The 24,374-nt window shown below is 60.9% G+C and carries 19 protein-coding genes; 4 read left to right on the plus strand and 15 right to left on the minus strand.

All coding sequences use genetic code 11. The features are described 5' to 3' along the window. The first annotated feature begins 156 nt into the window (after positions 1–156). The 4 genes from KGB29_RS26535 to KGB29_RS26550 all read left to right on the plus strand — a co-directional run bounded on the left by KGB29_RS26535 (position 157) and on the right by KGB29_RS26550 (position 5,095). Entirely contained in the window at positions 157–1,656 is a 1,500-nt protein-coding gene (locus KGB29_RS26535; protein ID WP_150814292.1) for an efflux transporter outer membrane subunit, read from the plus strand. A 139-nt stretch (positions 1,657–1,795) separates the two neighbouring features. Continuing rightward, positions 1,796–3,988 (plus strand): FUSC family protein, encoded by a 2,193-nt coding sequence (locus tag KGB29_RS26540; RefSeq protein ID WP_150814293.1) that lies wholly within the window; start codon positions 1,796–1,798, stop codon positions 3,986–3,988. After that, positions 3,978–4,178 carry a DUF1656 domain-containing protein gene (locus tag KGB29_RS26545; RefSeq protein ID WP_090457594.1) on the plus strand — a complete coding sequence of 67 codons (201 nt, stop codon included), beginning with the start codon at positions 3,978–3,980 and terminating at the stop codon, positions 4,176–4,178. The genes KGB29_RS26540 and KGB29_RS26545 overlap by 11 nt, the downstream gene beginning before the upstream one ends. Before the next feature lie 53 nt (positions 4,179–4,231). Next, the gene (locus tag KGB29_RS26550; protein WP_057395860.1) at positions 4,232–5,095 is read left to right on the plus strand and encodes an HlyD family secretion protein; all 864 of its coding nucleotides are present in this window, start codon (positions 4,232–4,234) and stop codon (positions 5,093–5,095) included. A 127-nt stretch (positions 5,096–5,222) separates the two neighbouring features. Here KGB29_RS26550 and KGB29_RS26555 read toward each other — a convergent pair whose 3' ends face one another. The 15 genes from KGB29_RS26555 to KGB29_RS26625 all read right to left on the minus strand — a co-directional run bounded on the left by KGB29_RS26555 (position 5,223) and on the right by KGB29_RS26625 (position 23,961). Continuing rightward, positions 5,223–5,612: a DUF4440 domain-containing protein gene (locus KGB29_RS26555; protein WP_102671009.1), complete on the minus strand. Its 390-nt coding sequence runs from the start codon at positions 5,610–5,612 to the stop codon at positions 5,223–5,225. 139 nt (positions 5,613–5,751) lie between these two features. Continuing rightward, positions 5,752–6,576 carry an SDR family oxidoreductase gene (locus KGB29_RS26560; RefSeq protein WP_057713376.1) on the minus strand — a complete coding sequence of 275 codons (825 nt, stop codon included), beginning with the start codon at positions 6,574–6,576 and terminating at the stop codon, positions 5,752–5,754. Between the two features lie 34 nt (positions 6,577–6,610). Continuing rightward, positions 6,611–7,075 (minus strand): hypothetical protein, encoded by a 465-nt coding sequence (locus KGB29_RS26565; protein WP_057713377.1) that lies wholly within the window; start codon positions 7,073–7,075, stop codon positions 6,611–6,613. A 287-nt stretch (positions 7,076–7,362) separates the two neighbouring features. Then, positions 7,363–8,814 (minus strand): mannose-1-phosphate guanylyltransferase/mannose-6-phosphate isomerase, encoded by a 1,452-nt coding sequence (locus tag KGB29_RS26570; RefSeq protein ID WP_057713378.1) that lies wholly within the window; start codon positions 8,812–8,814, stop codon positions 7,363–7,365. A gap of 214 nt (positions 8,815–9,028) precedes the next feature. Beyond that, a complete protein-coding gene (locus KGB29_RS26575) occupies positions 9,029–9,685 on the minus strand; it encodes an alginate O-acetyltransferase AlgF (protein ID WP_057713379.1) in 657 nt (218 codons plus the stop codon). A gap of 14 nt (positions 9,686–9,699) precedes the next feature. Beyond that, a complete protein-coding gene (locus KGB29_RS26580) occupies positions 9,700–10,875 on the minus strand; it encodes an alginate O-acetyltransferase (protein ID WP_057713380.1) in 1,176 nt (391 codons plus the stop codon). 11 nt (positions 10,876–10,886) lie between these two features. Then, positions 10,887–12,452: an MBOAT family O-acyltransferase gene (locus KGB29_RS26585; RefSeq protein WP_150814294.1), complete on the minus strand. Its 1,566-nt coding sequence runs from the start codon at positions 12,450–12,452 to the stop codon at positions 10,887–10,889. 214 nt (positions 12,453–12,666) lie between these two features. Beyond that, complete coding sequence (locus KGB29_RS26590) at positions 12,667–13,791, minus strand: mannuronate-specific alginate lyase (RefSeq protein WP_150814295.1); 1,125 nt, start codon at positions 13,789–13,791, stop codon at positions 12,667–12,669. A gap of 8 nt (positions 13,792–13,799) precedes the next feature. Continuing rightward, entirely contained in the window at positions 13,800–15,248 is a 1,449-nt protein-coding gene (locus KGB29_RS26595) for an alginate O-acetyltransferase (protein WP_150814296.1), read from the minus strand. Positions 15,249–15,258: 10 nt separating this feature from the next. Then, positions 15,259–16,833 carry a mannuronan 5-epimerase AlgG gene (algG, locus tag KGB29_RS26600; protein ID WP_057713384.1) on the minus strand — a complete coding sequence of 525 codons (1,575 nt, stop codon included), beginning with the start codon at positions 16,831–16,833 and terminating at the stop codon, positions 15,259–15,261. A gap of 26 nt (positions 16,834–16,859) precedes the next feature. Next, positions 16,860–18,344 (minus strand): alginate export family protein, encoded by a 1,485-nt coding sequence (locus KGB29_RS26605; protein WP_150814297.1) that lies wholly within the window; start codon positions 18,342–18,344, stop codon positions 16,860–16,862. Continuing rightward, positions 18,341–19,852 (minus strand): alginate biosynthesis TPR repeat lipoprotein AlgK, encoded by a 1,512-nt coding sequence (gene algK / locus KGB29_RS26610; RefSeq protein WP_150814298.1) that lies wholly within the window; start codon positions 19,850–19,852, stop codon positions 18,341–18,343. The genes KGB29_RS26605 and algK overlap by 4 nt, the downstream gene beginning before the upstream one ends. Before the next feature lie 9 nt (positions 19,853–19,861). Next, complete coding sequence (locus KGB29_RS26615) at positions 19,862–21,031, minus strand: alginate biosynthesis protein Alg44 (protein ID WP_102671020.1); 1,170 nt, start codon at positions 21,029–21,031, stop codon at positions 19,862–19,864. Between the two features lie 36 nt (positions 21,032–21,067). Next, positions 21,068–22,549, minus strand: coding sequence for a mannuronan synthase (gene alg8, locus KGB29_RS26620; RefSeq protein WP_150814299.1), 1,482 nt, complete (start codon positions 22,547–22,549; stop codon positions 21,068–21,070). Between the two features lie 95 nt (positions 22,550–22,644). Beyond that, positions 22,645–23,961: a nucleotide sugar dehydrogenase gene (locus KGB29_RS26625; RefSeq protein WP_057713389.1), complete on the minus strand. Its 1,317-nt coding sequence runs from the start codon at positions 23,959–23,961 to the stop codon at positions 22,645–22,647. Between the last annotated feature and the right edge of the window lie 413 nt (positions 23,962–24,374).

Consider the following 24,374-nt stretch of genomic DNA (forward strand, 5'->3'; position numbering starts at 1 on the left):
TAACCTGTGGGAGCGGGCTTGCTCGCGAAGACGGTCTGACATTCACCATCAATGTCGACTGATGTACCGCTTTCGCGAGCAAGCCCGCTCCCACAAAAGCGGAACTCCAGTTTCCAGAAAATCTCGTACCTCCCCCTATTTCAGGAAATCGCAGCAGTGCCGCGTCGCATCAGCAGAGCGCTTCAGCCGCTCAGTGTTTTGGCTTTAACCCTGGCAATCAGCGGCTGCATCGGAACCGGAGGTATTGCCCCACAGGGCAAGGCGCTGGAGGCCAATTCACTGGCTACCGACGAAGCGATCCAGAGCGCCGCGCAGGATGCCCACTGGCCCACCGCACAATGGTGGCAAGCCTACGGCGACCCGCAACTGAATCGCTGGATCGACCTCGCCCTGCAAGACAGCCCGACCTTGGCCATGGCCGCCGCCCGGGTGCGTCAGGCCAGGTCCATGGCCGGCGTGGCCGAAGCGGCCGAATCGCTGCAGATCAATGGCGAGTCCACCCTCAAGCGTCACAACTGGCCTACCGACCAGTTCTATGGCCCTGGTGAGCTGGCCAACAGCACCACCTGGGACAATAACGCAGCGCTGGGTTTGAGCTATGCCCTCGACCTCTGGGGCCGCGAAAGCAATGCCACCGAGCGCGCCGTGGATATGGCGCACATGAGCGTTGCCGAAGCGCGTCAGGCCCAGCTCGAATTGCAGGACAACATCGTACGGGTCTACATCGAGTTGTCGTTGCATTACGCCCAGCGGGACATCGTTGAAGCGACCTTGAAGCAGCAACAGCAGATTCTCGAACTGGCGCAAAAGCGTCTGGACGGTGGCATCGGCACCCATTTCGAAGTCAGCCAAGCTGAAACACCGTTGCCGGAAACCCATCGTCAGATCGACGCCCTCGACGAAGAAATCGCTTTGAGCCGCAACCAACTCGCCGCCCTCGCCGGCAAGGGCCCGGGGGAGGGCGCGCAGTTGCAGCGGCCAACGCTGTCACTGGGTGCGCCATTGAAGCTGCCGTCGTCGCTGCCGGCACAATTGCTCGGTCAACGCCCGGACGTGGTCGCCAGCCGCTGGCAAGTGGCGGCGCAGGCGCGGGGAATCGATGTCGCCCATGCCGGTTTCTACCCGAACGTCGATCTGGTCGGCAGCCTTGGCTACATGGCCACCGGCGGTGGAGCCCTGGAGTTCTTGACCGGCAAGAAACTCAACTACAGCGTGGGGCCGGCGATTTCGTTGCCGATCTTCGATGGCGGGCGCTTGCGCGCGGAATTGGGCGAAGCCTCGGCCGGGTATGACATCGCCGTGGCCAAGTACAACCAGACCCTGGTCAACGCCCTGAAAAACATCTCCGACCAGTTGATCCGCCGCGAGTCCATGGACAAACAGCAGGCGTTCGCCGCCGAGTCGGTGGCCACTGCGCAGAAGACCTACGACATCGCGATGATCGCCTACCAGCGTGGCCTGACCGACTACCTCAACGTGCTCAATGCCCAGACCTTGTTGTTCAAGCAGCAGCAAGTGCAGCAGCAGGTTCAGGCGGCGCGCCTCAGTGCCCATGCCGAACTGGTGACGGCGTTGGGCGGTGGTCTCGGTGCCGGTATTGACGTGCCGAACGCCGAAGAGACTCAAGTGCCGAAAACCCCGAGCCTTTTGCGTTGAACACGAACCCTGTGGGAGCGGGCTTGCTCGCGAAAGCGGTTTGTCAGGCGGAAAAAATGCTGACTGACACTCCCTCTTCGCGAGCAAGCCCGCTCCCACAGGTCCTGAGTCTGACCTTATTTTTATTGAGCAGGATTTCATGACTCCCTTGCCCGCCCCTTTGCGCTGGCTGTACTCCCTGGAATGGCGCCGGGGTTTCTTCGACTGGGCACGCAGCGACGGCGTGACTTGGGTCTACATTTTCAAGGTGCTGTTCGCGGCATTCCTGGCGTTATGGCTGGCCATGCGCCTGGAGCTGCCGCAACCGCGTACGGCGATGATCACCGTGTTCATCGTCATGCAGCCGCAAAGCGGCCAGGTGTTCGCCAAGAGCTTCTATCGTTTTCTCGGCACCCTGGCCGGTTCGGCGGTGATGGTCGCGCTGATCGCCCTGTTTGCGCAGAACACTGAGTTGTTCCTCGGTTCGCTGGCGATCTGGGTCGGTATCTGCACGGCCGGCGCCGCCCGCTGCCGCAACTTCCGCGCCTACGGTTTCGTCCTCGCCGGATACACCGCGGCGATGGTCGGCTTGCCCGCGTTGGCCCACCCGGATGGCGCGTTCATGGCGGCGGTCTGGCGGGTATTGGAAATCTCGTTGGGCATTCTCTGTTCGACCCTGATCAGTGCCGCCATCCTGCCGCAATCGGCTAGCGCGGCGATGCGCAATGCCTTGTATCAGCGCTTTGGCGTGTTCGCCCTGTTCGTCACCGATGGCTTGCGCGGACGCAGCCGGCGGGAGGCGTTCGAGGCCGGTAACGTGCGTTTCATCGCCGAAGCCGTGGGCCTGGAAGGCTTGCGCAGTGTCACGGTGTTCGAAGACCCGCACATGCGTCGACGCAATGGCCGGCTCAGTCGCTTGAACAGTGAGTTCATGGGCATCACCACGCGCTTCAATGCCTTGCACCAGTTGCTTGAACGCTTGCGCAGCAGCGCGGCGGACACCGTGGTGGCGGCCATCAAGCCGGGTCTGCAGGACCTCGCCGAGTTGCTCGACGGCTTCAGCGGACGTGCCCTGACCAGCGCCGATGCGGCACGCCTGGTCGCGGTGCTGAGCGCCTACAAGGAAGGTTTGCCGGCGCGAGTGCGCTGTCTGCGGGCAACGTTCCAGCAGCACAATCCGAGCGATGCCGAGCAACTGGATTTCCACACCGCGTACGAGCTGCTCTATCGTTTCGTCGACGACTTGCACGGTTATGCACAGACCCACGCCTCCCTGGCCGATCACAGTCACGAACGGGAGCGCTGGGACGAGCCGTTCACCCCGCAAACCAACTGGATGGCAGCGGCAGCATCGGGAATTCGCGCAGCGTTCATTCTGGCGGTATTGGGCAGCTATTGGGTGGCAACCGCCTGGCCGAGCGGGGCGACCATGACCCTGATTGCCGCCGCGACGGTGGGCCTGTCCGCCGCCACCCCGAACCCGAAACGCATGGCCTTTCAGATGGCGTGCGGGACATTGCTCGGGGCGCTGATCGGCTTCGTGGAGATGTTTTTCATTTTCCCGTGGATCGACGGATTTCCGTTGCTGTGCGTGATGCTCGCGCCGGTGATCGTACTGGGCTCGTTCCTGACTTCGCGGCCGCAATACGTCGGCGTCGGCCTGGGTTTGCTGATCTTCTTCAGCACCGGTTCGGTGCCGGACAACCTCACGGTCTACAACCCCTACACCTTCATCAACGACTACATCGCCATGGTGCTGGGCATGCTGGTGTGTGCAGCGGCCGGGGCGATCATTCTGCCGCCCAACAGCCGCTGGCTGTGGCGTCGGCTGGAGCAGGATTTACGCGGCCAGGTGGTGTACGCCATCAGCGGCAAGCTCAAGGGTCTGGCGTCGAGTTTCGAAAGCCGCACCCGCGATCTGGTGCATCAGGCCTACGGCTTCGCGGCGGGCCAACCGCAAGTGCAGCGGGACTTGCTGCGCTGGATGTTCGTAGTGCTGGAAGTCGGCCACGCGATCATCGAGTTGCGCAAGGAACAGGCGATTTTGCCGGTGCATCCGGCCTATGCCGAATCCCAGCCGTGGCGCCAGGCGATCCGGGTGATGGGGCGTGCACTGGTGCGGCTGTTCCTGCAACCGAACAGCAGCAATCTCGAACGCGCGCTGATTGCCGTCGATCACGCGATCAGCCGTGTGCAGTCCACCGACGAACCCTTCGCCCCGCACTTCGATACCTCGGCGTTGCGCCGGGTGAAGAGCTACCTGCACTTCATCCGCACCTCTCTGCTCGATCCGCAATCACCGCTCGCCGCCTTCGCAAACAGCCAGCCCCAAGGACTTGAACATGCCTCGTGAAATCGCCTTCCACGGCGTGTACATGCCGACCATGACCCTGATGTTTTTCATCGCCGCGGCGCTTTCCTGGGCGCTGGACCGGTTCCTGTCCGGGTTCGACCTGTACCGTTTTTTCTGGCATCCGGCGTTGCTGCGCTTGAGCCTGTTTACCTGTCTGTTCGGCGCGTTGGCGCTGACTGTCTACCGTTGACTCTCTATCACTGACTCTCTATCACTGACTCTCTATCTCTGAAGAATGCCCCGATGAAAAAGTTTTTCAGCCTGCTCGCGACCTTGCTGGTGCTGGCCCTCGCGCTGTGGATCGGCCGCTCCTTGTGGGAGCACTACATGAACACGCCATGGACCCGCGATGGCCGCGTGCGCGCCGATATCATCAACGTCGCCGCCGACGTCACCGGCGAAGTAGTGGACGTGCCGGTGCGCGACAACCAGTTGGTGAAGAAGGGCGATTTGCTGATGCAGATCGACCCCGAGCACTACCGTCTCGCAGTGAAACAGGCACAGAGTCTGGTGGCATCGCGCAAGGCGACCTGGGAGATGCGCAAGGTCAACGCCCATCGTCGCGCCGATATGGACAACCTGGTGATCTCCCGGGAAAACCGTGACGACGCCAGTAACCTCGCCGACTCGGCCCTGGCCGATTACCAGCAGGCCCAGGCGCAACTGGAAGCTGCCGAGCTCAACCTGAAACGCACTGAAGTGCGCGCGGCGGTGGATGGCTACGTGACCAACCTCAACGTGCATCGCGGCGACTACGCGCGCATCGGCGAGGCTAAAATGGCCGTGGTCGACATGAACTCGTTCTGGGTCTACGGCTTCTTCGAAGAAACCAAGCTGCCCCACGTGCGCGTTGGTGATAAGGCCGACATGCAACTGATGAGCGGCGAAGTACTCAAGGGCCACGTGGAAAGCATCTCGCGTGGCATCTACGACCGCGACAACCCGGAGAGCCGAGAGCTGATTGCCGATGTGAACCCTACGTTTAACTGGGTGCGTTTGGCGCAGCGGGTGCCGGTGCGGATTCACATCGATGAAGTGCCGGAGGGGGTGCTGTTGGCGGCGGGGATTACGTGTACGGTGGTGGTCAAGCAAGGTGATGGGGCATAACCCATTCCCCTGTAGGAGCGAGCCTGCTCGCGATGAACCAGAGCGCGCCGCGTGTATTCAGAATGCACGCGTTATCGTTGACGTCGATCGCGAGCAGGCTCGCTCCTACAGTTGATCGTCGTCGTGTTCAGCAGAAGGTCTCTTGCAGATGCCGCCAAAGAATTCTGCCTTCCACCTTCTCGAACACCACGGTCGAGCGACGATCCGAGTGCAGTCCGGTGGCATCGGTCTGCTGTTCGCGGTAACTCACGGTCGCGCCACCGTCATGCAACGCAATACCGCGCAACTCACTGAGCTCGATGCGGAACCCGAGCTTCTTGCCACCCGCCAGCGAGAACAATTCGTTCAGCGCGTCAAAGTCCAGCACCCGGCCGAGCGGCGAGACCATGGAGAACTGCGGCGAAAAACGTGTCAGCAGTTTTTCGAGCTCGCACGCGTCACGTTCTTCGGCCAGCCATTGTTCGATAGCCACGTGGGCCTGGATCACTTCTTCGAAGTATTCGGTGTAGTCGGTCATTGTGCAGTTACCTGAAGTTTTGTAGGGACTGTGCGGGTCTCTTCGCGAGCAAGCCCGCTCCCACAATTAATTGTGTTTCTTCAGGAACAACTCGGTCAAATGTGGGAGCGGGCTTGCTCGCGAAGGTGTCGACGCGGTCTCAGAGCTGCCCACGCAGCCCGAACCGCTTCATCAGCCCGGACTCGAGCCAACCCTTGGGCAACAAACCCGCAAGCAGCGGCAACGCGCGGCTGCCATTGCCCAGGCGAATCAGTCGCGGTGGCTTGTCCTGCTGCACAGCCTTGAGCAAACCGACGGCAAATTCACTGGCCGGGGTCGGATTGTCCTGAGAGGCTTTGGCCCGGGCGCGTATGCCTTCGCGCAGCGGAAACCATGGCGACTGTTCGCTGATCAGTTGCTCGGCTTCGTGCCCGGCATTCCTGGCGAAACTGGAAGCGATGGCTCCCGGCTGGACTTCCATGACCCGCACACCGAACGGCGCCAGTTCCATGCGCAAGGCATCGCTCAAGGCATGCACGGCGGCTTTCGAGGCGCAGTAGGCGCCGGCGAATGGCGTGACCAACACACCCGAAACGCTGCCGATATTCACGACCAATCCTTTGGTCCGGCGCAGCACGGGAAACATCGCGCGAGTGACGCCGACGATGGCGAACACATTGGTTTCGAACTGGCGCTGCATGGCTGGTACGCCACCATCGAGCAGCGGTCCCATGGCGCCATAACCTGCGTTGTTGATCAGCACGTCGAGACCACCGCGCTCCTGGTTGATGCGCTCGCTCAACTGCTCAAGGGCAACACCGTCGTTTACGTCAAGTTGCACGGCGGTAAATCCGGCAGCGCTCAGCATGGCAACATCTTCGGTCTTGCGCGCACTGGCCCAGACTTCATATCCGGCGACTTTGAATGCGTCGGCAAGGGCGCGGCCAATGCCGCTGGAGCAACCGGTAATCAACGCAACGGGCATGGCGCATTCCTTGTGCAAAAAGGGGGGGGAGGGATCAGTCGGAAAAGCTACCCTGCAATCGCTCGGCGCGAAACTCCAGGGTTTCCGGACGGTAGCCAGGGCGCAGTGGCGGCAGCGGCAAACAGTCTTCCCAGTTGCCACCGGCCTGCAATTCACCAGGGCCACGATAGCGCGGGGCGGTGTATTGATTGTCGGCCAGGTTCACCGTATCGCCCGGTGCATAAGCCGCGACCCGCCAGCGCAACTCAGTGAGCGGCACGTCATTGCCGTTGTTCAGGGTTAATTGCAATGGGCGGTCGGCGGGACACTGCTGCGGTGCGTAACTGATGCGCAACTCCAGGCGTTGCAGTTGCTTGAGTTCGTGGTGGTCCATCCAGATGACCCAGGTGGCGACGATGCCCAGCCCCACGGCGGCGGCCACGGATACGGGCAAGGCCTTGGCCGGATAGCGCAGCAACAGGATCAGCCAGGTGATGACCAGCAGGACGCCGATGAACATGACGTGAAATCTCGGGAATAGAGAGGGTCATCCTACCTAAGCGCAGGTGGGGTTGGCGATGGGCGATTCGGTGGTGTGCCGACTGGCCCATCGCGAGCAAGCTCGCTCCCACAGTGTACCGAGCCGAGCACAAAATATGTGATCAACCCAACACCCTGTGGGAGCGAACTTACTCGCGATGGGGCCAGGCAAGGCACTACAAAAACTCAGTACAAAAAAGCCCCCGCCCAGCCTGCTGCGGATAGGGAACGCAGCAGGCTGGACGGGGGCTTCTGTTTTACTGAACGTTACTGCGCGATGGTTTTCACCGACACGCCACGCTCGACCGGCGTCGAGCGCCCGTAGATATCTTCAAACCGCTCGATATCGTCTTCGCCCAGGTAGCTGCCCGATTGAACTTCGATGATCTCCAACGGAATCTTGCCCGGGTTGCGCAAACGGTGAACCGAAGCGATCGGAATGTAGGTCGACTGGTTCTCGGTCAGCAGGAACACGTTCTCGTCACAGGTCACCTCGGCGGTGCCGCTGACCACGATCCAGTGCTCGGCGCGGTGGTGGTGCATCTGCAGCGACAGGCAAGCCCCCGGTTTGACCGAGATGTGCTTGACCTGGAAGCGGCCGCCCATGTCCACCGAGTCGTAGGAGCCCCACGGACGGTAGACCTCGCAGTGGTTCTGGGTTTCGCTGCGGCCCTGTTCGTTGAGGGTGTTGACCATCTGCTTCACGCCTTGGACCTTGTCCTTGTGGGCGATCATCATGGCGTCCTTGGTTTCGACCACGACGATGTTTTCCAGGCCGATCACCGACACCAGTTTGCCGTTGCCGTGGATCATGCAGTTTTTGCTGTCCTGGATTACCACGTCGCCTTTGGTGACGTTGCCGTTGGCGTCTTTTGCATTGACTTCCCACAGCGACGACCAGCAGCCGACATCGCTCCAGCCCGCGGTCAGCGGCACGACGCAGGCACGTTGGGTTTTTTCCATCACCGAGTAGTCGATGGAATTGTCCGGGCAGCACGCGAAGGTGGCTTCGTCGAAGGTGATGGTGTCGGCATCCTGGTGGCTGCGCTCCAGGGTCAGCACGCAGGTGTCGTAGATGTCCGGATCGTGCTTCTTCAGTTCTTCAAGGAAGCGGCTGGCGCGGAACAGGAACATGCCGCTGTTCCAGAAGTAACCGCCGGACTGGACGAACTCGGTGGCGCGCTTCACGTCGGGCTTTTCGACGAAGTGCGAGACGCGGCTGACGCCTTCAGGCAGCAGCGAGTCGTTGGTCGACTTGATGTAGCCATAACCGGTTTCCGGCTTGGTGGCCGGCACGCCGAACAGCACCATTTCACCGTTTTCGGCGGCGACGGTGGCCAGGGCCAGGGCGCGTTGCAGGGCTTTCTGGTCTTCCAGCACGTGGTCCGCCGGCAGCACCAGCATCAGCTCGTCGCGACCTTCGTTGACCAGCATCAACGCGGTCAGGGCCACGGCCGGCGCGGTGTTGCGACCGAACGGTTCCATCAGGATGCGCTGGGTTTCCAGCTTGCGCGCGGCCAACTGCTCGTTGACGATAAAGCGGTGGTCCTTGTTGCAGACCACGATTGGCGAATCCATGCCTTCGAACACCAGGCGTTCCAGGGTTTGCTGGAACAGGGTGTGTTCGCCGGTCAGGGCCAGGAACTGCTTGGGGAATTGCTTACGGGAAAGCGGCCAAAGACGTGAGCCACTACCACCTGACAAGATCACCGGAATCATGTTTTTACTCCTTGAAAATCGATTGGTTAGAGCTACTGCGTTCTGTCGTTTCACTCTTGTTTTTGTTCCGTGTCCGGATTGACTACTCGATCTACTGTGGGAGCGGGCTTGCTCGCGAAAGCGGTGGGTCAGTCAACATCATCGTTGAATGTGAATCCGTATTCGCGAGCAAGCCCGCTCCCACAAGGGGATTGGGGTCAATCCGGCAAATTCATTAGCGCGTCGACACCGGGCGTTTCACCCAGACCGGCGACAGGCTGCTTCCGCTGCCGGTGACGTACAGCACCGCGGCTTCACCGCGTTCCAGGGCGACCGGTTTCACGTCGCCGACTTTGGTGGTGCCGTCGTACAAGGCCAGGCTGACCTTGACCGGGTTGATTTCACGCTCGCCGCGACCCTTGGGCGCAACGTTCGGGACCACGTCGGTCTTACCGTCGGCGGTCTTCAGGGTCAGCGCCTTGTCGCTGAGGTTTTGCACGCGTACCAGGGACTTCTGTTTGTTCTTGAACGGCGGCTCTTCGATCAGTTGCGGGGCGCCGCTGGCGTTGTTGACCAGGGTGTAATAGTGGTCGCCGGCCAGTTTCACCGGCAGGGTCTGGCTGCCAACCTTGGCGCTGTAGTCGCCGCCCGGCATGAAGCTGAAGTCAGTGCTGGACAGTGGCGCGACGTCGCTCAGGTTGGTGCTGCCGACGGTGGCGCTGACTTCGGCGTTGCCGGCGTTGTAGATACGCACGAAGGTCGAGCCTTTCGGTGCGGTCGGGCCGTACAGGGCGGCGTCGCCTGCGGCGAAAGCCTGTACCGACAGCACGCTGAGGCCGGCAACCAGGGCAAAGCTTTTAGCGAGACGACGAGGAGTTGTAGTGAAAGTCATGGTGTACCTCTCTTTCAGTTTTGCGCCCGGTCGGGCGTCTCGGATTTAGTGTTTGCAGCTACGTTTTGTTGGCGGGCGCCGGCTTGTTTAAGCTCTGCGACCCACTGCGGGTCGGCGTCGCCGATTTCGTTGTTCACGGGCAGATATCGTTCAGGGAACTCCCAGATCAGCACCTGTGGCGGGCTGTTCTTGAAGGCGTCGCTCTTGAGGTAGCTGAGCATCGGCAGAATCGGGCCGTGGCCGTCTTCGGCGTAATTGACCACGTCGCTGTTCAGCGCTTGCTTGAGCGCACCGACGAAGTTCCAGTTGGGGTTGGCGCTGTAGCTGGTGCCGATCAGGGCCACCGGCACTTCGGTGTTGGCGAACAGCGCGTCGTCACCGGCGGATTGATCTTCAGCCACGACCGTATTGCGCTTCTGCAATTGCTCCTGTTTAGGCATCAGGTTTTCGAAAAGCGGGTCCAGTGGCAGGAACAGACGCAGGTCGCCCTTGTGCGTAATGGTTTCGGCAGGTTCAGTGACGAAACGCTGGGGCTCGCCGCTCAGCGGGTACTTGTCGGCAATGGTCCTGGCCAGACGGTTGGCGGCGATCTCGGCACCTTGCGGCGTCCAGTGGGTGTCGGTGCGCAGGAACACTTGCTGGCCATTCTGCTTGGCCTGTTGCAGCGGGCCGAGCAGGTCAGGGGCCGGAATACGGTCGGCGGCCAGGCGCTGGTGGAAGTCCTTGTAGAGGTTGGCGTGGATGCTCGCCGGTTTCACTTCACCGAGGTGTTCCGGGTACAGGCGCACCTTGGCCGGCACCACCGCCATCACCAGTTGCACGCCTTTTTCCTTCAAGGTCTGGCGTACGCCTTCGACCAGCGCGTAGTTGCCTTGCAGGTTCAGCTCTTCGTTGACTACCGGGTGGAATTCTTCATCGCTGTACAACCACTGGTCGCGACCGAGCACCACGCCCGGACGACCTTCGTTGAACAGTTTGAAATCCAGCGCGGCCCAGAGGTTGGTGCCCAGGCGTTTGATCGGGAACTCGTCGTCGTAGTGCGTTTCCACGGCTTTGCTCCAGCGGCCGTTGAGCACAGTCGCATCGGCGTTGGTGCTGAAGCCGAAGAAGCTGCGCACCGACCACAGACCGAGCACCAGCAAGGTCACCAGGAACAGCGCGATGTAGAAGATGCGTAATGAGCGGGTCATGGTCAGATCCCTCAGAACTGGAAGTAAAGGAACGGCGAGAAGCTCTGCGCCGAGAGTTTGAGAATCGAGGCAATGAACAGCAGCAGCACCAGCGCACGCATCACGTAACGCGACCAGTCAGCGGTCCAGTAGGCCGGTTGCACCTGGGCTTCGACGCCGACGGTGTAGCCTGGCTGGTGGATGCTCGCCGGGTTATCCCCAGGCACGGCCTTGATCGTTCCCGTTGTCGCAGCGGCCGGGCCGTCGGTGTCGACGCTCACGGCAGGCTTGGTCTTGACCGTAGGCTGGTTGGTGTAGAAATCGCGCAGGCCGAAGAACGCCAGGGTCACGTAGGCCACGATCAGGGTCGCCACTTGCAGACCGGTGAGGCTGGCCTGGTTGAGTTCTGACAGCGACCAGTCGCCGAAGCTGAACATCGCGCCGTACATGCGCCCGGCGACGTGCAGGTTTTCCGCGCGGAAGATCACCCAGCCCATCACCACCAGCAGGAAGGTCAGTGCCCAGCGGATCGGGTTGAAACTGCGTGGCGAGGTGTTCAGGCCGATGGCTTTTTCAATCGCCAGCCACATGCCGTGCCACGCACCCCAGACGATGTAGGTGATGTTCGCGCCGTGCCACAGACCACCAAGCAGCATGGTCAGGAACAGGTTGCGATAGGTCATCAGCGTGCCTTTGCGGTTACCGCCGAGGGTGATGTACAGGTAGTCACGCAGCCAGGTCGACAGGCTGATGTGCCAGCGCCGCCAGAACTCGGTGATCGACTGGCTGATGTACGGCTGCTTGAAGTTTTCCATGAAGCGGAAACCCATCATCAAGCCCAGGCCGATGGCCATGTCGCTGTAGCCGGAGAAGTCGAAATACAACTGCGCGGTATACGCCAGGGCGCCGAGCCAGGCATCGCCCGTGCTCGGGTTTTGCAGGGCAAAGCAGTGGTCGGCCACCACCGCCAGGGTGTCGGCGATGAAGACTTTCTTGATGAAACCCTGCATGAACCGCGTGCAGCCCTCGGAGAACTTGTCGAGGGTGTGGGTGCGGTTGTTGAACTGGTCGGCCAGGTCACGGAAACGCAACACGGGGCCTGCGATCAAGTGCGGGAAGATCGCCACGAACGCTGCGAAGTCGATCAGGTTGCGGGTCGCGGGGGTGTCGCCACGGTAGACGTCGATGATGTAGCTGATGGACTCGAAGACGTAGAACGAGATCCCGATCGGCAGCAGCACGTGGGTCAGGATGAAGGGTTCCAGACCCACCGACGTCATCATTGCGTTGATGCTGTCGACGCCGAAGTTGGCGTACTTGAAGTAGCCGAGGATGCACAGGTCGACAGCCACGCCGAGCAGCAGCCAGCGCTGCGCCGGTTTGGTCCTGACCCCGGCGGCACCGACTTTCAGGCCGATCCAGTAGTTCCACAGCGTAACGCCGGCGAACAGCGCTAGGAAGTCCACACGCCACCAGGCGTAGAACACGTAACTGGCAATCAGCAGCAGCAAATTGCGATAGCGTTGCCCGCTCAGATAGTACAAGCCGAGGAAGATCGGCAAGAACAAAAACAGGAACACGTTGGACGAAAAAACCATCCCGATCTCTCCTTGTTTGAACCAACAGTCAAGGGCCAACGGCCCCCCCAAACCCCCCACGGAAATCCGGGGGGATCACACTCAACTAACGTCTTGCACTGACCCAGTGTGGGAGCGGGCTTGCTCGCGAAAGCGGTGCGTCAGTCGACATCTTTGGTGGATGTCAGACCGCATTCGCGAGCAAGCCCGCTCCCACAGGGGATCTGAGTTTGTCCTAGGAACCCTTGCTGCCCTTTTCATTGGCCGGGTCGTAGACCTTGGTCAGGTCACCGCCGAGGCGGAAGGTCTTGAACGGTTGCATCTTGTGCTTCTTCGCCAGCACCTCGGGCGAGCAGGTGTAGAGCGAGCAGAACGGTTCGAGCCAGGCGAATTTCGAGTCGACCTTCAAGTCGGTCATGTCCTGTTCCTTGCCGTTCTTTTCCTCGAACTCATCCGGGTCTTTCACCCCGGCGAGCACGCGATCACCCAGGCGTTTCAATGCGCCGTTGTTTTCCTGGCGCAAATCCACACCGTTGACCTGGGCGAAACTGGCGATCATCGCCAGCGGCGGCAGGGCGTAGTTGTGGTAGGCCAGGGCCCGTTGCTGACGCTTGAGTTCGTTGGGCAGGTAGCCGTCGGCGTCGACCTGGTTGGCGCCGACCTTGTATTCCTTCACTGCCCAGTCGAACAGGTCGCGACGGTTGGTGGCGACGGACGTGGCCATCACCGACCAGGCGGCCCAGTACGAGTGGTTGTTGGTCTGGTCGAGCGGCAGGTTGTCCCAGTCGCTGACCACCTGGTCGGCCATCTTGCTGAACCAGGCTTCGATCAGCTGCGACTCTTGCTGATGGTTGGCCAGCGGACGGGAGTCGGAGAATTTCAGGCGAATGTACGACGACGCCATGCTGCCCAACGCCCATTTGCGCATGGACTTGCCGGTGTGGTTGAAGTCCTTGGACATCAGCGCATCGGCCTTGGCCCAGGCGGTCAACCAGGTCAGCGTGCACTCCAGTTGTTCCGGGCGGCCGTCACGCATGAACTGCATCACGCGCTTACTGATGCCTCGCTCGATCTTGGTGATGTCGGCGGTACTTTCGCGGAAGGCTTTTTCCGACTGCTCGTTCAGGGTCGCGCGGGCCTTGTCCGAACCTTCGTATTTGCTGCGAAATTGCAGCGAGCCGGTGTACGGCGTCGGCATCGCATCGCAGCCTTCGCTCTTGTCGCCGGTTTTGATTTTTTCAATCGGCGCGAAGTATCCCTGCGGCGGGCGCAGTGGCGCCGCAGCCTGCGCTGCACCGGCGAACATCGCCAGGCTTAACAGGGTGGGTGCCAACAATTTTGAAAGTATCGGATTTCGCATAGCAGACCTCATTGCCCGACCGAAGCAGTACGCTGTTCGGCGCTCGGGAATACGTTGCGTTTGCAGATTTTCGCTTCGACTTTCTGTGGCGTGGTGGCGTTTTCAGGCCCCTGGATTTCGACGGCCAGCAGATTCTGCGTGGCCCAGTCTTCGTCCGTGCGCAACTCGAAGGCGAAACGCCCGTCGGTATCGGAGGTTTCCGGTTTGTCGATCTTGATGTCCTCGTGGCGTCCGTTCATGTACCAGAGGGTGGCTTGCAGGGTTTTCACCGAGGTGTCGGCGAAGCGGATGTCGACCTGGTGACTGCCGTTTTGCAGGTTCAGGTTTTTGCTGTTGACCATCAGTTCATTCTTGCCCGGCTTCAGGGTGGTGCTGCCGGACATCTGTGCATCCTTGCCTTCGCAACCGTTGTCCAGCAGCGCCATCATCTGGCGGTAGATGGTTTCCTGGTCGAGGCGATACAGCGGCGAGAATTCCCAGATGAGAATCTTCGGCGGGTTCTTCTGGAACTCGTCGCTGCCCAGGTACTGCAGCATCGAACCTTCCAGGCCGCCGCCGGGGAACGCCACGTTGAGAATGTCGGCGCCGATGGCCTCTTCGAGGAAACCGGCGAAGTTGTAGTTCTTGCCGCTGTGGGAGGTACCGACCAGGGTGATTTCCGGATTGCCGGAATCGCCGAACAGATCGCCATCACCCGCTTCGCCCTTCGGCTCGGTGGTGAACTGATCCATGTACTGGATCGCGTAGCTGGTGCCACAGAGTTGACCGGCCATGTTGTGCAATGTTCCGGTCTTGCCCATGCGACCCGACTTGTGGGTCTCGAATTCGCGCTTGGGAATGTCGGCGAACTCAGGCAATTGCTTGACCTTCTCGGCGACGATTTTCGCCGTGCGCTGGGCACCGTACGGCGTCCAGTGCTGGTCGCCACGGAAGTAGAAATCGTGGGCGGGCAGGGTGTCGGGCAGTTGCTCGTTGGTCAGCGGCGACAGGTCCGGAACGACATAGCCCATCTGCGCAAAACGACCGAGCATGGACTTGTAGTTCCTCAGCGCCTTGTCGAAGTCGAAGCTGGCTTTCTCTGCCGGATTGAGCTTGTTGCGGTTCACCAGGCCACGGGTCGGCTGATAGACCACGACCAGTTCGACACCTTTGCTCTTGAACGCATCGTGCAGTTGTTTCATGCGTTTGTAGCCGGCGGGCGTGGTGTCGAATTCGGTGCGCAAGTCTTCTTGCGTACGGAACAGCCAGTCGCCCTGGGCCTGTACCAGCGTGGTGAAGTTCTGCTGATAACGGGTGGTGTAGTTCTTCGCGTCGTGGGCGGCCGGGCACAGGCTGCAGCACGGTTCTGCGGTGAAGCTAGGCGCTTTGACCTCATCGGCACGAGCACCACCGCTGGCGGCGAGAATGCCGGCGGTCAAGGCCGACAGGCTGAGTAATTTGATCAAGTGTGGGTGCATAAGATTATCCTCAGTCCCGCATTTCGGTCTGGCGTTCGACGGGGTCGATCAGCACGGCTTTCTGCTGGCGCACCAGCAGGTCGAGAATTTCATCCTGGCGCTCGCCGAGAATCCCCGAAAAGCTGATGCCGCTGGATTTGGTCGGGGCGAGCATGGACACGCGATACAACTCGACACTCAGCGGCGAGTCGATGGACAGCGGCCCGCTACCGTTGGCCGCCAGTTCACCGCCGACCACGATCAGCGACACCTGGGCGTCGAACGGGTCGAGCTTGATGTCACGGTCGGTGTTGCTCAGGTCCTTGATGTGCCCGTAGACGCCGGTCAGGCCATTGGCCATGGCGACGTTTTCGTAGAGGCGAATGTTCACGCTGTTACGAATGCGGATGCCGTGGCGGCGGTTGCTGACGACCTTGTTGCCCCACAGCAGGTTGTCGGCACTCTCGTAGAGGGTGATGCCGTCGGTGTGGTTCTGGTAGATCTCGTTGTGGGCGATCAGGTTGTTCACGCTGTTACGGTCGATCACCAGGCCCGACAACTTGTTGTCGTAGCTGCGGTTGTTGAAGATGAAGCTGTCGTTGACCTCACGGGAAATAATGATCCCGTGCTTCTTCTTGGTCCCGTACACCGTGTTGTCGGCAATGATCAGACCGTGGGAACGGTCGTGGGGGTCGATGCCGTAGACGATGTTGTCTTTGTAGGTGTTGCCCTTGACCACGAAGTCGCGGGTTTCATAGCAGTAGAAGCCGTACCACATGTCCGAGAATTCCGAGCCGACGATCCAGCCGGTCGGCTCAGGACGCTTGAGCACCTTGGCCATGTTCGGCGTGTATTGGGAAATACTCACGCCGTAGGATTTACTGTTGGCGTAGCCGAAACTGGCGATCTTGCTGTTGGCGATGTAGGTCTCGGTGCCGCCCCAGGACAGCAGGAACGGACGGAATTCCTTGGGCGAATTGAACGTCGCCGGGCCGTTGTCCTTCTCGCGCCAGCCAGTGATTTTGGTATCGCGAACGAACAGCTGGCCGTCGTTGACCAGGAACGAGCCGGCCTCCTGGGACAGGCGCAGTTCCTGGGTCTGCTTGTCGATTTCCAGGATGCCGTGGCGACCGACCACGATCGGCAACTTCGCCAGGAACACACCCGGCGAGGTTTCGCTGAAGTATTGCTTGGGGACCTTTTTCGCCAGGTCCTTGAGGTTCATGTAGCCGTCGTCGACGAAGATCGCCTGGGGGATGCCGTGCTGACGCACTACCCACTCGGCCATCTTGTTGTCGCCACCGATGAAGTCCTTCAGGGCGTCTTCCTGCATCATCCGGCGCAGGCTGATCTTGCCCGGTTTGCTGCGCACGATCTTCGCGGCGATGGCTTCGGCTGTATAGCCGGAAACGTCCGGCAGTTTCGGCGTGGCCAGTTCCAGCGGCGCGGTCGGTGCGCTGCTGACGGTGTAGGTCTTGGCCTGTTGCAGTTCCTTGGCCGTGGTTGCCGGCTTCGCCGGCTCCACATTGGCGAAGCCAGTCGCACTGGCCAGCAGCATCGCGCCGGCCAGCAGGCTGATCGAGCCTTTTCGGGCTGGATGATTCATCTGGAAGACTCCCTTCGCAATGTGCATCAGAAGCGCCAGATCACGTCGATGAACGCGCGGTGCATGTACGAATCGACTTCCTTGCCGTACGCATCGCCTGGCTTGAACACGCCGCCACGAAAGCGCACCAGGGCCGAAGGCTCATCGATCGCCTGACTCATCGAAGCCGGCAACAGGCCTTGCTTGAAGTACTTGGTCACCACCAGGTCCATTTCCTGACCGAGGTCTTTCTCGCCATCGTTCAGTGGCAGGGACGTACTGGAGAGGATCGCGCCAGTCACGTCATCGGTATTGTTCTGCACAGCGTCGATGCCGTTGCTGCCGACCGGCTTGTTGCCGTCGACGCGCCAGAATTTGTGGTAGATCAGGCTGGCGTCGTATTCGTCGTTGAGCATCCACGAACCGAACAGAGTGGCGCTCTGCATGTTGTTCATTTCGCCACGGAAGGCCTCGCCGAAACGGTGCACGCGCGAGCGGGTACCGGTGTAGTTCGAGCGGTTACTTTCCAGACCGTTCTGTTCATAGTCTTCGCTGGCGCGGGCGTAGGCCGCACCGACTTGCCATTGCGGATCGAGGCGCAGGCGAACACCCAGATCGGTGGCCCAGCCATCGACATCGCCGCTGCGCTTGGCTTGTGCGGGAGCGGTGCCATCGGCGTTCAGCGGATTGACCGTGTCGCGGTCGCCGCTCATGCCGGTGATGCTGCCCCAGTAATTGACTGTGTTGGTATTGCGCCAGTTGTAGGCGTCGCTGTCGGCGGTGAGGCCGAGCCAGCTGATGTCGCCGTTCTGTTTCTTGTCCAGCGAATCGCTCGGCACGCCCGGTTGTGCGTAGTCGAGTTTGCCGTCGTCGTGGGTGTGATGACCGCGGATGCCCACCCAGTTGCCCGGTGTCCACTGGTACGCCGCATCGGCGTAAGCGTGCAGGCGATCCTTGTCCTCTGGCGCGAGCTCCTTGAGGTCGGTGCGGTACTCGCTGAAGCGTTCGGCGATACCGACGTTGGCGCGCAGCAGGGTGGTGTCGAAGGTCCAGTTAAGGGCTTCGATGTTGGTGTCGCGCCATTGGCCGTCGTCATTGCGCAGGCGCTGGCGACCGAATTTCAGGATCTCGCCGGGGTAGGGCGTGAAGCCGCTGTAGCCGACCCAGAACTCACGCATCGCCAGGTAGTTTTTCTTGGTCTCGCGATCACCATTGTCGGTGTTCTCGGCGCCATCGGATTGTTGCAGGGTGTCGGTCTCGATGATGTCGGTGGACGTCACCGCCTGACCCATGGCGTAGGCGCTCCACGCGCCGCTTTCGCCGTAGACCCACGGACGCAGGTCGAGACCGACGCCGTTGACGTCGCCGCCGTCAGCGGTGCCGAGGTCACGGTCGTCTTCGGACTGGCCGGTGATTTTTACGTCCAGGCCGAAGTTCTTGGTTTCTTCAGTCATCGCAGCCAGCGTCGGGCAAGACCAGATCAGCGCGAATGTCAGGCCGATGCCGGCCTTCATGAATGGATTCAACTTCATTGGGATTCCTCGCCATCTTCTTCTTGCAGGGCATGCAGTTCCGGCGTGTTCGGGCTCAGGGCACCGCGCACGGCCTGTTCTTGTTTCAACAGGCGTTGGGCCTCGGCCAACCGGTCGGGCGGCAGCTGCGTTTGGATTGTTTGCGCAAGCTCGGTGGCTTGCGGAGTGTTCTGGGCCAGGGCCAGTTGGCTGAAGACATAGGCGTTCAGCGGATCCGGCTTGGTGCCCTTGCCTTGGGAAAACAGTTGGGCGATGGCGAAGTCGGCGCTGTTCTGGCCGTTGCGCGCAGCGGTTAACAGATGGTCGAGGGCCTTCTGCGGATAGACCTTGCCCAGGTAGCCACGGCGATAAATCTGGCCGAGGTAGTAATCGGCAGCGACTTCACGGCCGACGGCTTTCTGGAAATGCGCTTCGGCGACCTTGGCATCGGCCGGCACCAGTTTGCCTTCGAAGTAGAGCTTGCCCAGCAACAGCTCGGCGCGGGGCTGGTCGGCGGCGCGGCCGTTGTCCAGGTACTTCATCATCTGGTCGACGTCGCCCAGTTCGGGGAAGTCGTAGAGCAGTTGCGCGAGGGAGACCCACGACGCCGGGTAGCCCGGTGCGATCGGCTCTAGCAGCGACTGCGCGGTTTTCTCGTCTGTCTTGCCCAGGGAGGCATCGGCGAGCACGCGGGCGACGCTGTCGACGCGCTGCGCCGAAACGGTGCCATAGGCATGAGCCGCTTGCATCTGCTTGATCAGCTCGGCCTGTTGCTCTGGCTTGGCCTGTTTCTGATAAACCGTGGCCAGTTCGACGTAGCAGATGTCGCTGGTGTTGAGCGCGGCCTTGCAGATTTTTTCCACGTCATCCAGATGCTGGTCGTAGGTGCCCTGGGTGCGATAGAGCAACACCTGCGCCAGACCCGCTTCCGGCTTGCCTTCGGCGCGCCATTGGCTGATCTGCTGCTGGGCATTCACGTTGGGGAAACTGTGCGGGTATTGCAGGTACAGCATCGCCAACGGGATCAGCGTATTGCCTTCGCCCGCCGCGGCGGCTTTTTTCAACAGGGTTTCGGCTTCGTGTTGTTCCGCTTCGGTGGAGCCGGGCTTGGCCACCAGCAGACGACCGAGGCGTGCCTGGGCGCGCGGCGAAACGCTGGCCGCGGCGCGGTAAGTCGCCTCGGCCTGCTTCATCTGCGCCGGGTCACGGCTGTCGACCTGGATATCGGCCAGGCCGACCTGGGCTTCGCTGTAGCCCAGGTCTGCCAGTTGCCGATAGTTCTGCGCGGCGGTGGCGGTATCGCCACGTTTGAGCGCTTCGTTGGCCAGGCGCTGGTCGGGCAGGCCGGCGCAGCCGGCCAGGCTCACCGCCAATGCCACAGCACACAGAGACCCCATGTGGGAGCGGGCTTGCTCGCGAAAGCGGTGTGTCATCCCACATTGATGTTGAATATTAAACCGCATTCGCGAGCAAGCCCGCTCCCACAGGGGCTGCGGCGTGTTTTGAGTTTTTGTGATAGTCACAGGCATGTCCTCGACTTAAAGACCGACAGCCATGGCTTTGTCGATCAGCCAGTTCAGGTTCGGGCCACGGTCGCTGTTCACTTCCACCGGGCGGCCGGCGAGGGAGCTGTCCAGGGTTTCGTCCGGCTGGATCAGCACGCGGATGTCCGAAGACAGGTCGGCGCTTTTCAGGCTGGTGCTGCTGACGATCTTGCCGGTGCGGCTCTTGTCCTCGCCGGCGATCTGGAAGCGCACCGAAGTACCCGGGCGCACGTCGCTGAACTGGCGATAGGAGAAGCGCGCTTCTACGTTGGCTTCGCTGTTACGCGGCACCAGTTGGAAGATCACGTCGCCCTTGCTGGCGTACTGGCCGTTGGCGACCATTTGCTGGGCCACGGTGCAGTCGCAAGGCGAGGTCAGGGTGCCGGTCATCTGCTTGCCGAACAGTTCTTCAACCTTGGCCGGTTGCAGTTGGTCTTCGTCCAGATGGCCCTTGAGCACGTCGAGCATGCTGGTGCTGAAGGTCGCCAGCGGTGCGCCCTTGGCGGCCACGCCGTCGGCTTTCACCAGGCTCTGCACGGTGCCGTCGCGGGGCATGGTGATGTTCACGCCCGGCACGCTGACCAGACCGGCCTGGGCGTGGCTGACGAAGTACATGCCGTACACCGATTTGAAGACAAAGCCGAATGCGGCCACGCCGACAACGAAGATCCCCAGGCTGAAGGTCACGGCTTTCAGGCGTCCGAACGCGGACATGCCGTGGCCGCCGTCCTTGACCTTGCGCGCCTTGGTGAAGTTGTCGCGCTGCAGGGTCGCCAGCATTTCACCCACGCTGACGATGTCGCCAGCCAGGTGCGAAGTGATCAGGTGGCGCAGGGTCGAGATGTCCCGTGGTTCCAGGTTCTGGAACTGGCAGCCGGCGCGTCCGGTCTCGCGATCGAAAGAGCGGACCTGCAACTCGACGTCCATGGCCAGGCCGAGGTTGTCGATGACGAATTGCAGGCGGGCCTTGTACACGTCACCCATCTTCAGCGGCAATTGACCGGCGTTGAACGCCAGGCCACCGGCGGACAGGTCGATCACCCGGGCTTCGACCGGCGTCCGGTCAGGGCCGAAGAAACGCAACTTGGCCGGGATTTTCACTCGGGCGTGTTGGCGCTGGGCTTCGGATTCATGCACTACGTTGGCGTTGACGGCGGTATTCATAAAGGCGATTTCCTGGTTAATTCAATAAGGGGGCGGTCAGACCATCAACAGCAGCACGGCGACAAAAATGCTGCCGGCAGAGAAGGTCATGGTCCGAGACGACCAGGTGTTGAACCAACGTTGAAAGCTGGCGAGATTACGGGTCAGAGACGTGGGTTGGCGGGTCCAGGACTGTTGGTCGAGGCGGAAGAACACGTAGATCTTCACCAGCGCGCCGACGATCTGGTTGTAATAGAGAATCGCCGGGTAAGCCGGGCCGATCCGGTGTCCGGAGCACGACAGCAACAAGGTCAGGATGAACCGGGTGATGCCGATCCACAGCAGGTACACCAGGATGAACGCGGTGCCGTACTTGAAGCTGGCGATCAACGCCACGGTCAGGCCCAGCAGCGAGGTCCACATCGACACGCGCTGGTCGAACAGCACCACCGAAGTGAACACGCCGAGGCGTTTGATCCCCAGGCCCAGGGCACGGGAGTTCTGCCGCAGGTTGTTGCCGTACCAACGGAACATCAGCTTGCGGCTGGCCTTGATGAAGCTCTTTTCCGGCGGGTGTTCAACGGTGTTGATCGCCGCGTCGGGCACGTAGAACGTGTCGTAGCCCAGGCGCATCAGGCTGAACCAGCTCGACTTGTCATCGCCGGTAAGGAACTTGAAGCGACCCAGGCGCCAGTGTTGCAGCGAGTCGCTTTCCACGTCGGCGATGAAGTCCGGGTTGGTGACCACGGTGGCGCGGAACACCGACATGCGGCCGGTCATGGTCAGCACGCGCTTGGACAAGGCCATCGAGCACATGTTGATGTGGCGCTGGGCGAAACGCAGCTTGTGCCATTCGCTCATGATGTAGCCGCCGCGCACTTCGCAGAATTCGTTGGTGGTCAGGCCGCCGACGTTGCCGAACATCTGGAACCACGGCACGGTCTTGAGCACCACGCCTTCGGCCAGCACGGTGTCGCCATCGATCACCGCGACCACGGCGCGATCATCCGGCAGGTGCCGGGAGATGGCGCGGAAGCCGTAGGCCAGGCCATCGCGTTTGCCGGTGCCGGGAATGCGCACGAAGTCGAGCTTCACTCGGGACGGCGGATTCATCCGTTTCCACAGGCTTTTGACCAGCAGCTCATCGGACATTTCCACGATGGAGCAGACCACGGTGGTCGGCAGGCCGCAGTCGATGGCTTCGCGGATCACCGAGCTGTAGACCTGTGCGGTGGTCAGGGCGTCGATGCGGAAACTGGTGACCATCAGGAACACGTGGGACGGGTCAGCCGCTTTGCCCAGCTTGCGCACTTTGCGCCGCAGGTGCGGGTAGACGATGTACAGAAAAATCATGCCGCGCACAAAGTGGGTGGCACCCATCGAATAGCGCCAGATACCCACGGCGCCAATCAGGAAAATGAAGTCCTTCGACTCGGAGTCGAACGTGGACACGGGCAACGCCATGGCGAGGCCCATCAGTAAACTCAGGTAGAACAGCCAACCGGCGGCCTGGAGTAGGCCGTGTTTTAGCCTGTGCATAATCGGAATCCTAAAGTCAGTTGCAAGCCCCAAGCTTCCAGCCCCAAGCGAGGAGCTTTGAACTTGCGGCTTGGAGCTTGAAGCTTGCGGCTGCTTTACCAGCAGATACCTTCAGTCCGGCCAGTCACGCTGGTGGCCTTGGACATGAAACCGACCAGGTCGATCACTTGCTTGCCGTGTGGAACTTCCTGCACCAGCGCGCGGAACTTCTCGTCGCGGTTGCCGAGGATGATCACGTCGGAGTTGTTGATCACCGCGTCGAAATCGGAGTTCAGCAAGGACGAGACGTGAGGGATCTTCGACTCGATGTAGTCCTTGTTCGCACCGTGAACGCGGGCGTACTCGACGTTGCTGTCGTAGATGCTCAGGTCATAGCCCTTGCCGATCAGCATTTCTGCCAGGTCGACCAGCGGGCTTTCGCGCAGGTCGTCTGTGCCGGCCTTGAAGCTCAAGCCCAGCAGGGCGACTTTGCGTTTGTCGTGGCTGGAAACGATGTCGAAAGCGTTCTGCACCTGGGATTCGTTGCTGCGCATCAGCGAGTTGAGCAACGGGGCTTCCACGTCCAGGGAACCGGCGCGGTAGGTCAGGGCACGCACGTCTTTTGGCAGGCACGAGCCGCCGAAGGCGAAGCCTGGGCGCATGTAGTACTGGGACAGGTTGAGGGTCTTGTCCTGGCAGACCACGTCCATCACTTCACGACCGTCGACGCCGACCGCCTTGGCGATGTTGCCGATTTCGTTGGCGAAGGTGACCTTGGTGGCGTGCCACACGTTGCAGGTGTACTTGATCATCTCGGCGACCGCGATGTCCTTGCGGATGATCGGTGCGTCGAGCTCTTCGTACAGCGATTGCAGAACGTCGCCGGACGCCTTGTCGAATTCACCGATGACGGTCATTGGCGGCTGGTCGTAGTCGGCGATGGCGGTGCTTTCGCGCAGGAACTCAGGGTTCACGGCCACGCCGAAATCAACACCGGCCTTCTTGCCGGAGCAGTCTTCGAGAATCGGGATGACCACATTGGCCACGGTACCCGGCAGTACGGTGCTGCGCACCACGATGGTGTGGCGGGTGGTCTTGTCACGCAGGACAAAACCGATTTCGCGGCACACTGCCTCGATGTAGTTCAGTTCCAGATCGCCGTTCTTCTTGCTCGGCGTGCCCACACAGATCATCGACAGGTCGGTGTCGCGAATCGCCTCGGCGAAGTTGGTGGTGCCACGCAGACGACCTGTCTGGATGCCTTGGGCCAGAAGTTCACCCAGGCCTGGTTCAACGATCGGCGATTTGCCGGCATTGATCATATCGATCTTGTCTTTGGCCACATCGACGCCAACGACGTCATGGCCCCGTGCAGACAGGCAACCGGCACATACTGCGCCGACGTAACCCAAACCAAAAATGCTGATGCGCATCGCAATTACCTCTGTATTGATCAAGCCATTAGATGGCCGGAGTTAATGGTGTTCAGCGTGTTTTAGTGCACTCGCAAGTGTGCCTTACAGGCACGACAATGCCCTGTGCTGGCATATAAGTTACGAGTGTCTAAATAAATGCACTCAAGGTGTGCGCAACTAGGCCTTGTTATTATGATTTGCCCTGTTATGCAGCCGATCCCTCTTTCGGAGGATGCAGGCGCAACGGCCTTGCACGCCTGATGTCAGGCCGAAAGCCCGTAGATCAAGCGGTTGGGTGCTCGGGTGAGCACGTTTATAGGGGCGCTGTCGTGGCCTTGTAGGGGATAGTCATACCGCGTTATCTCCTGTCCGATTGCTGTTGTCCAAATCGGTGATTAGTCAGCGCAAGTTAATATTACAACTTCGCTACA

It is taken from the genome of Pseudomonas sp. BF-B-30, from assembly GCF_019956305.1.
GTDB lineage: Bacteria > Pseudomonadota > Gammaproteobacteria > Pseudomonadales > Pseudomonadaceae > Aquipseudomonas > Aquipseudomonas jessenii.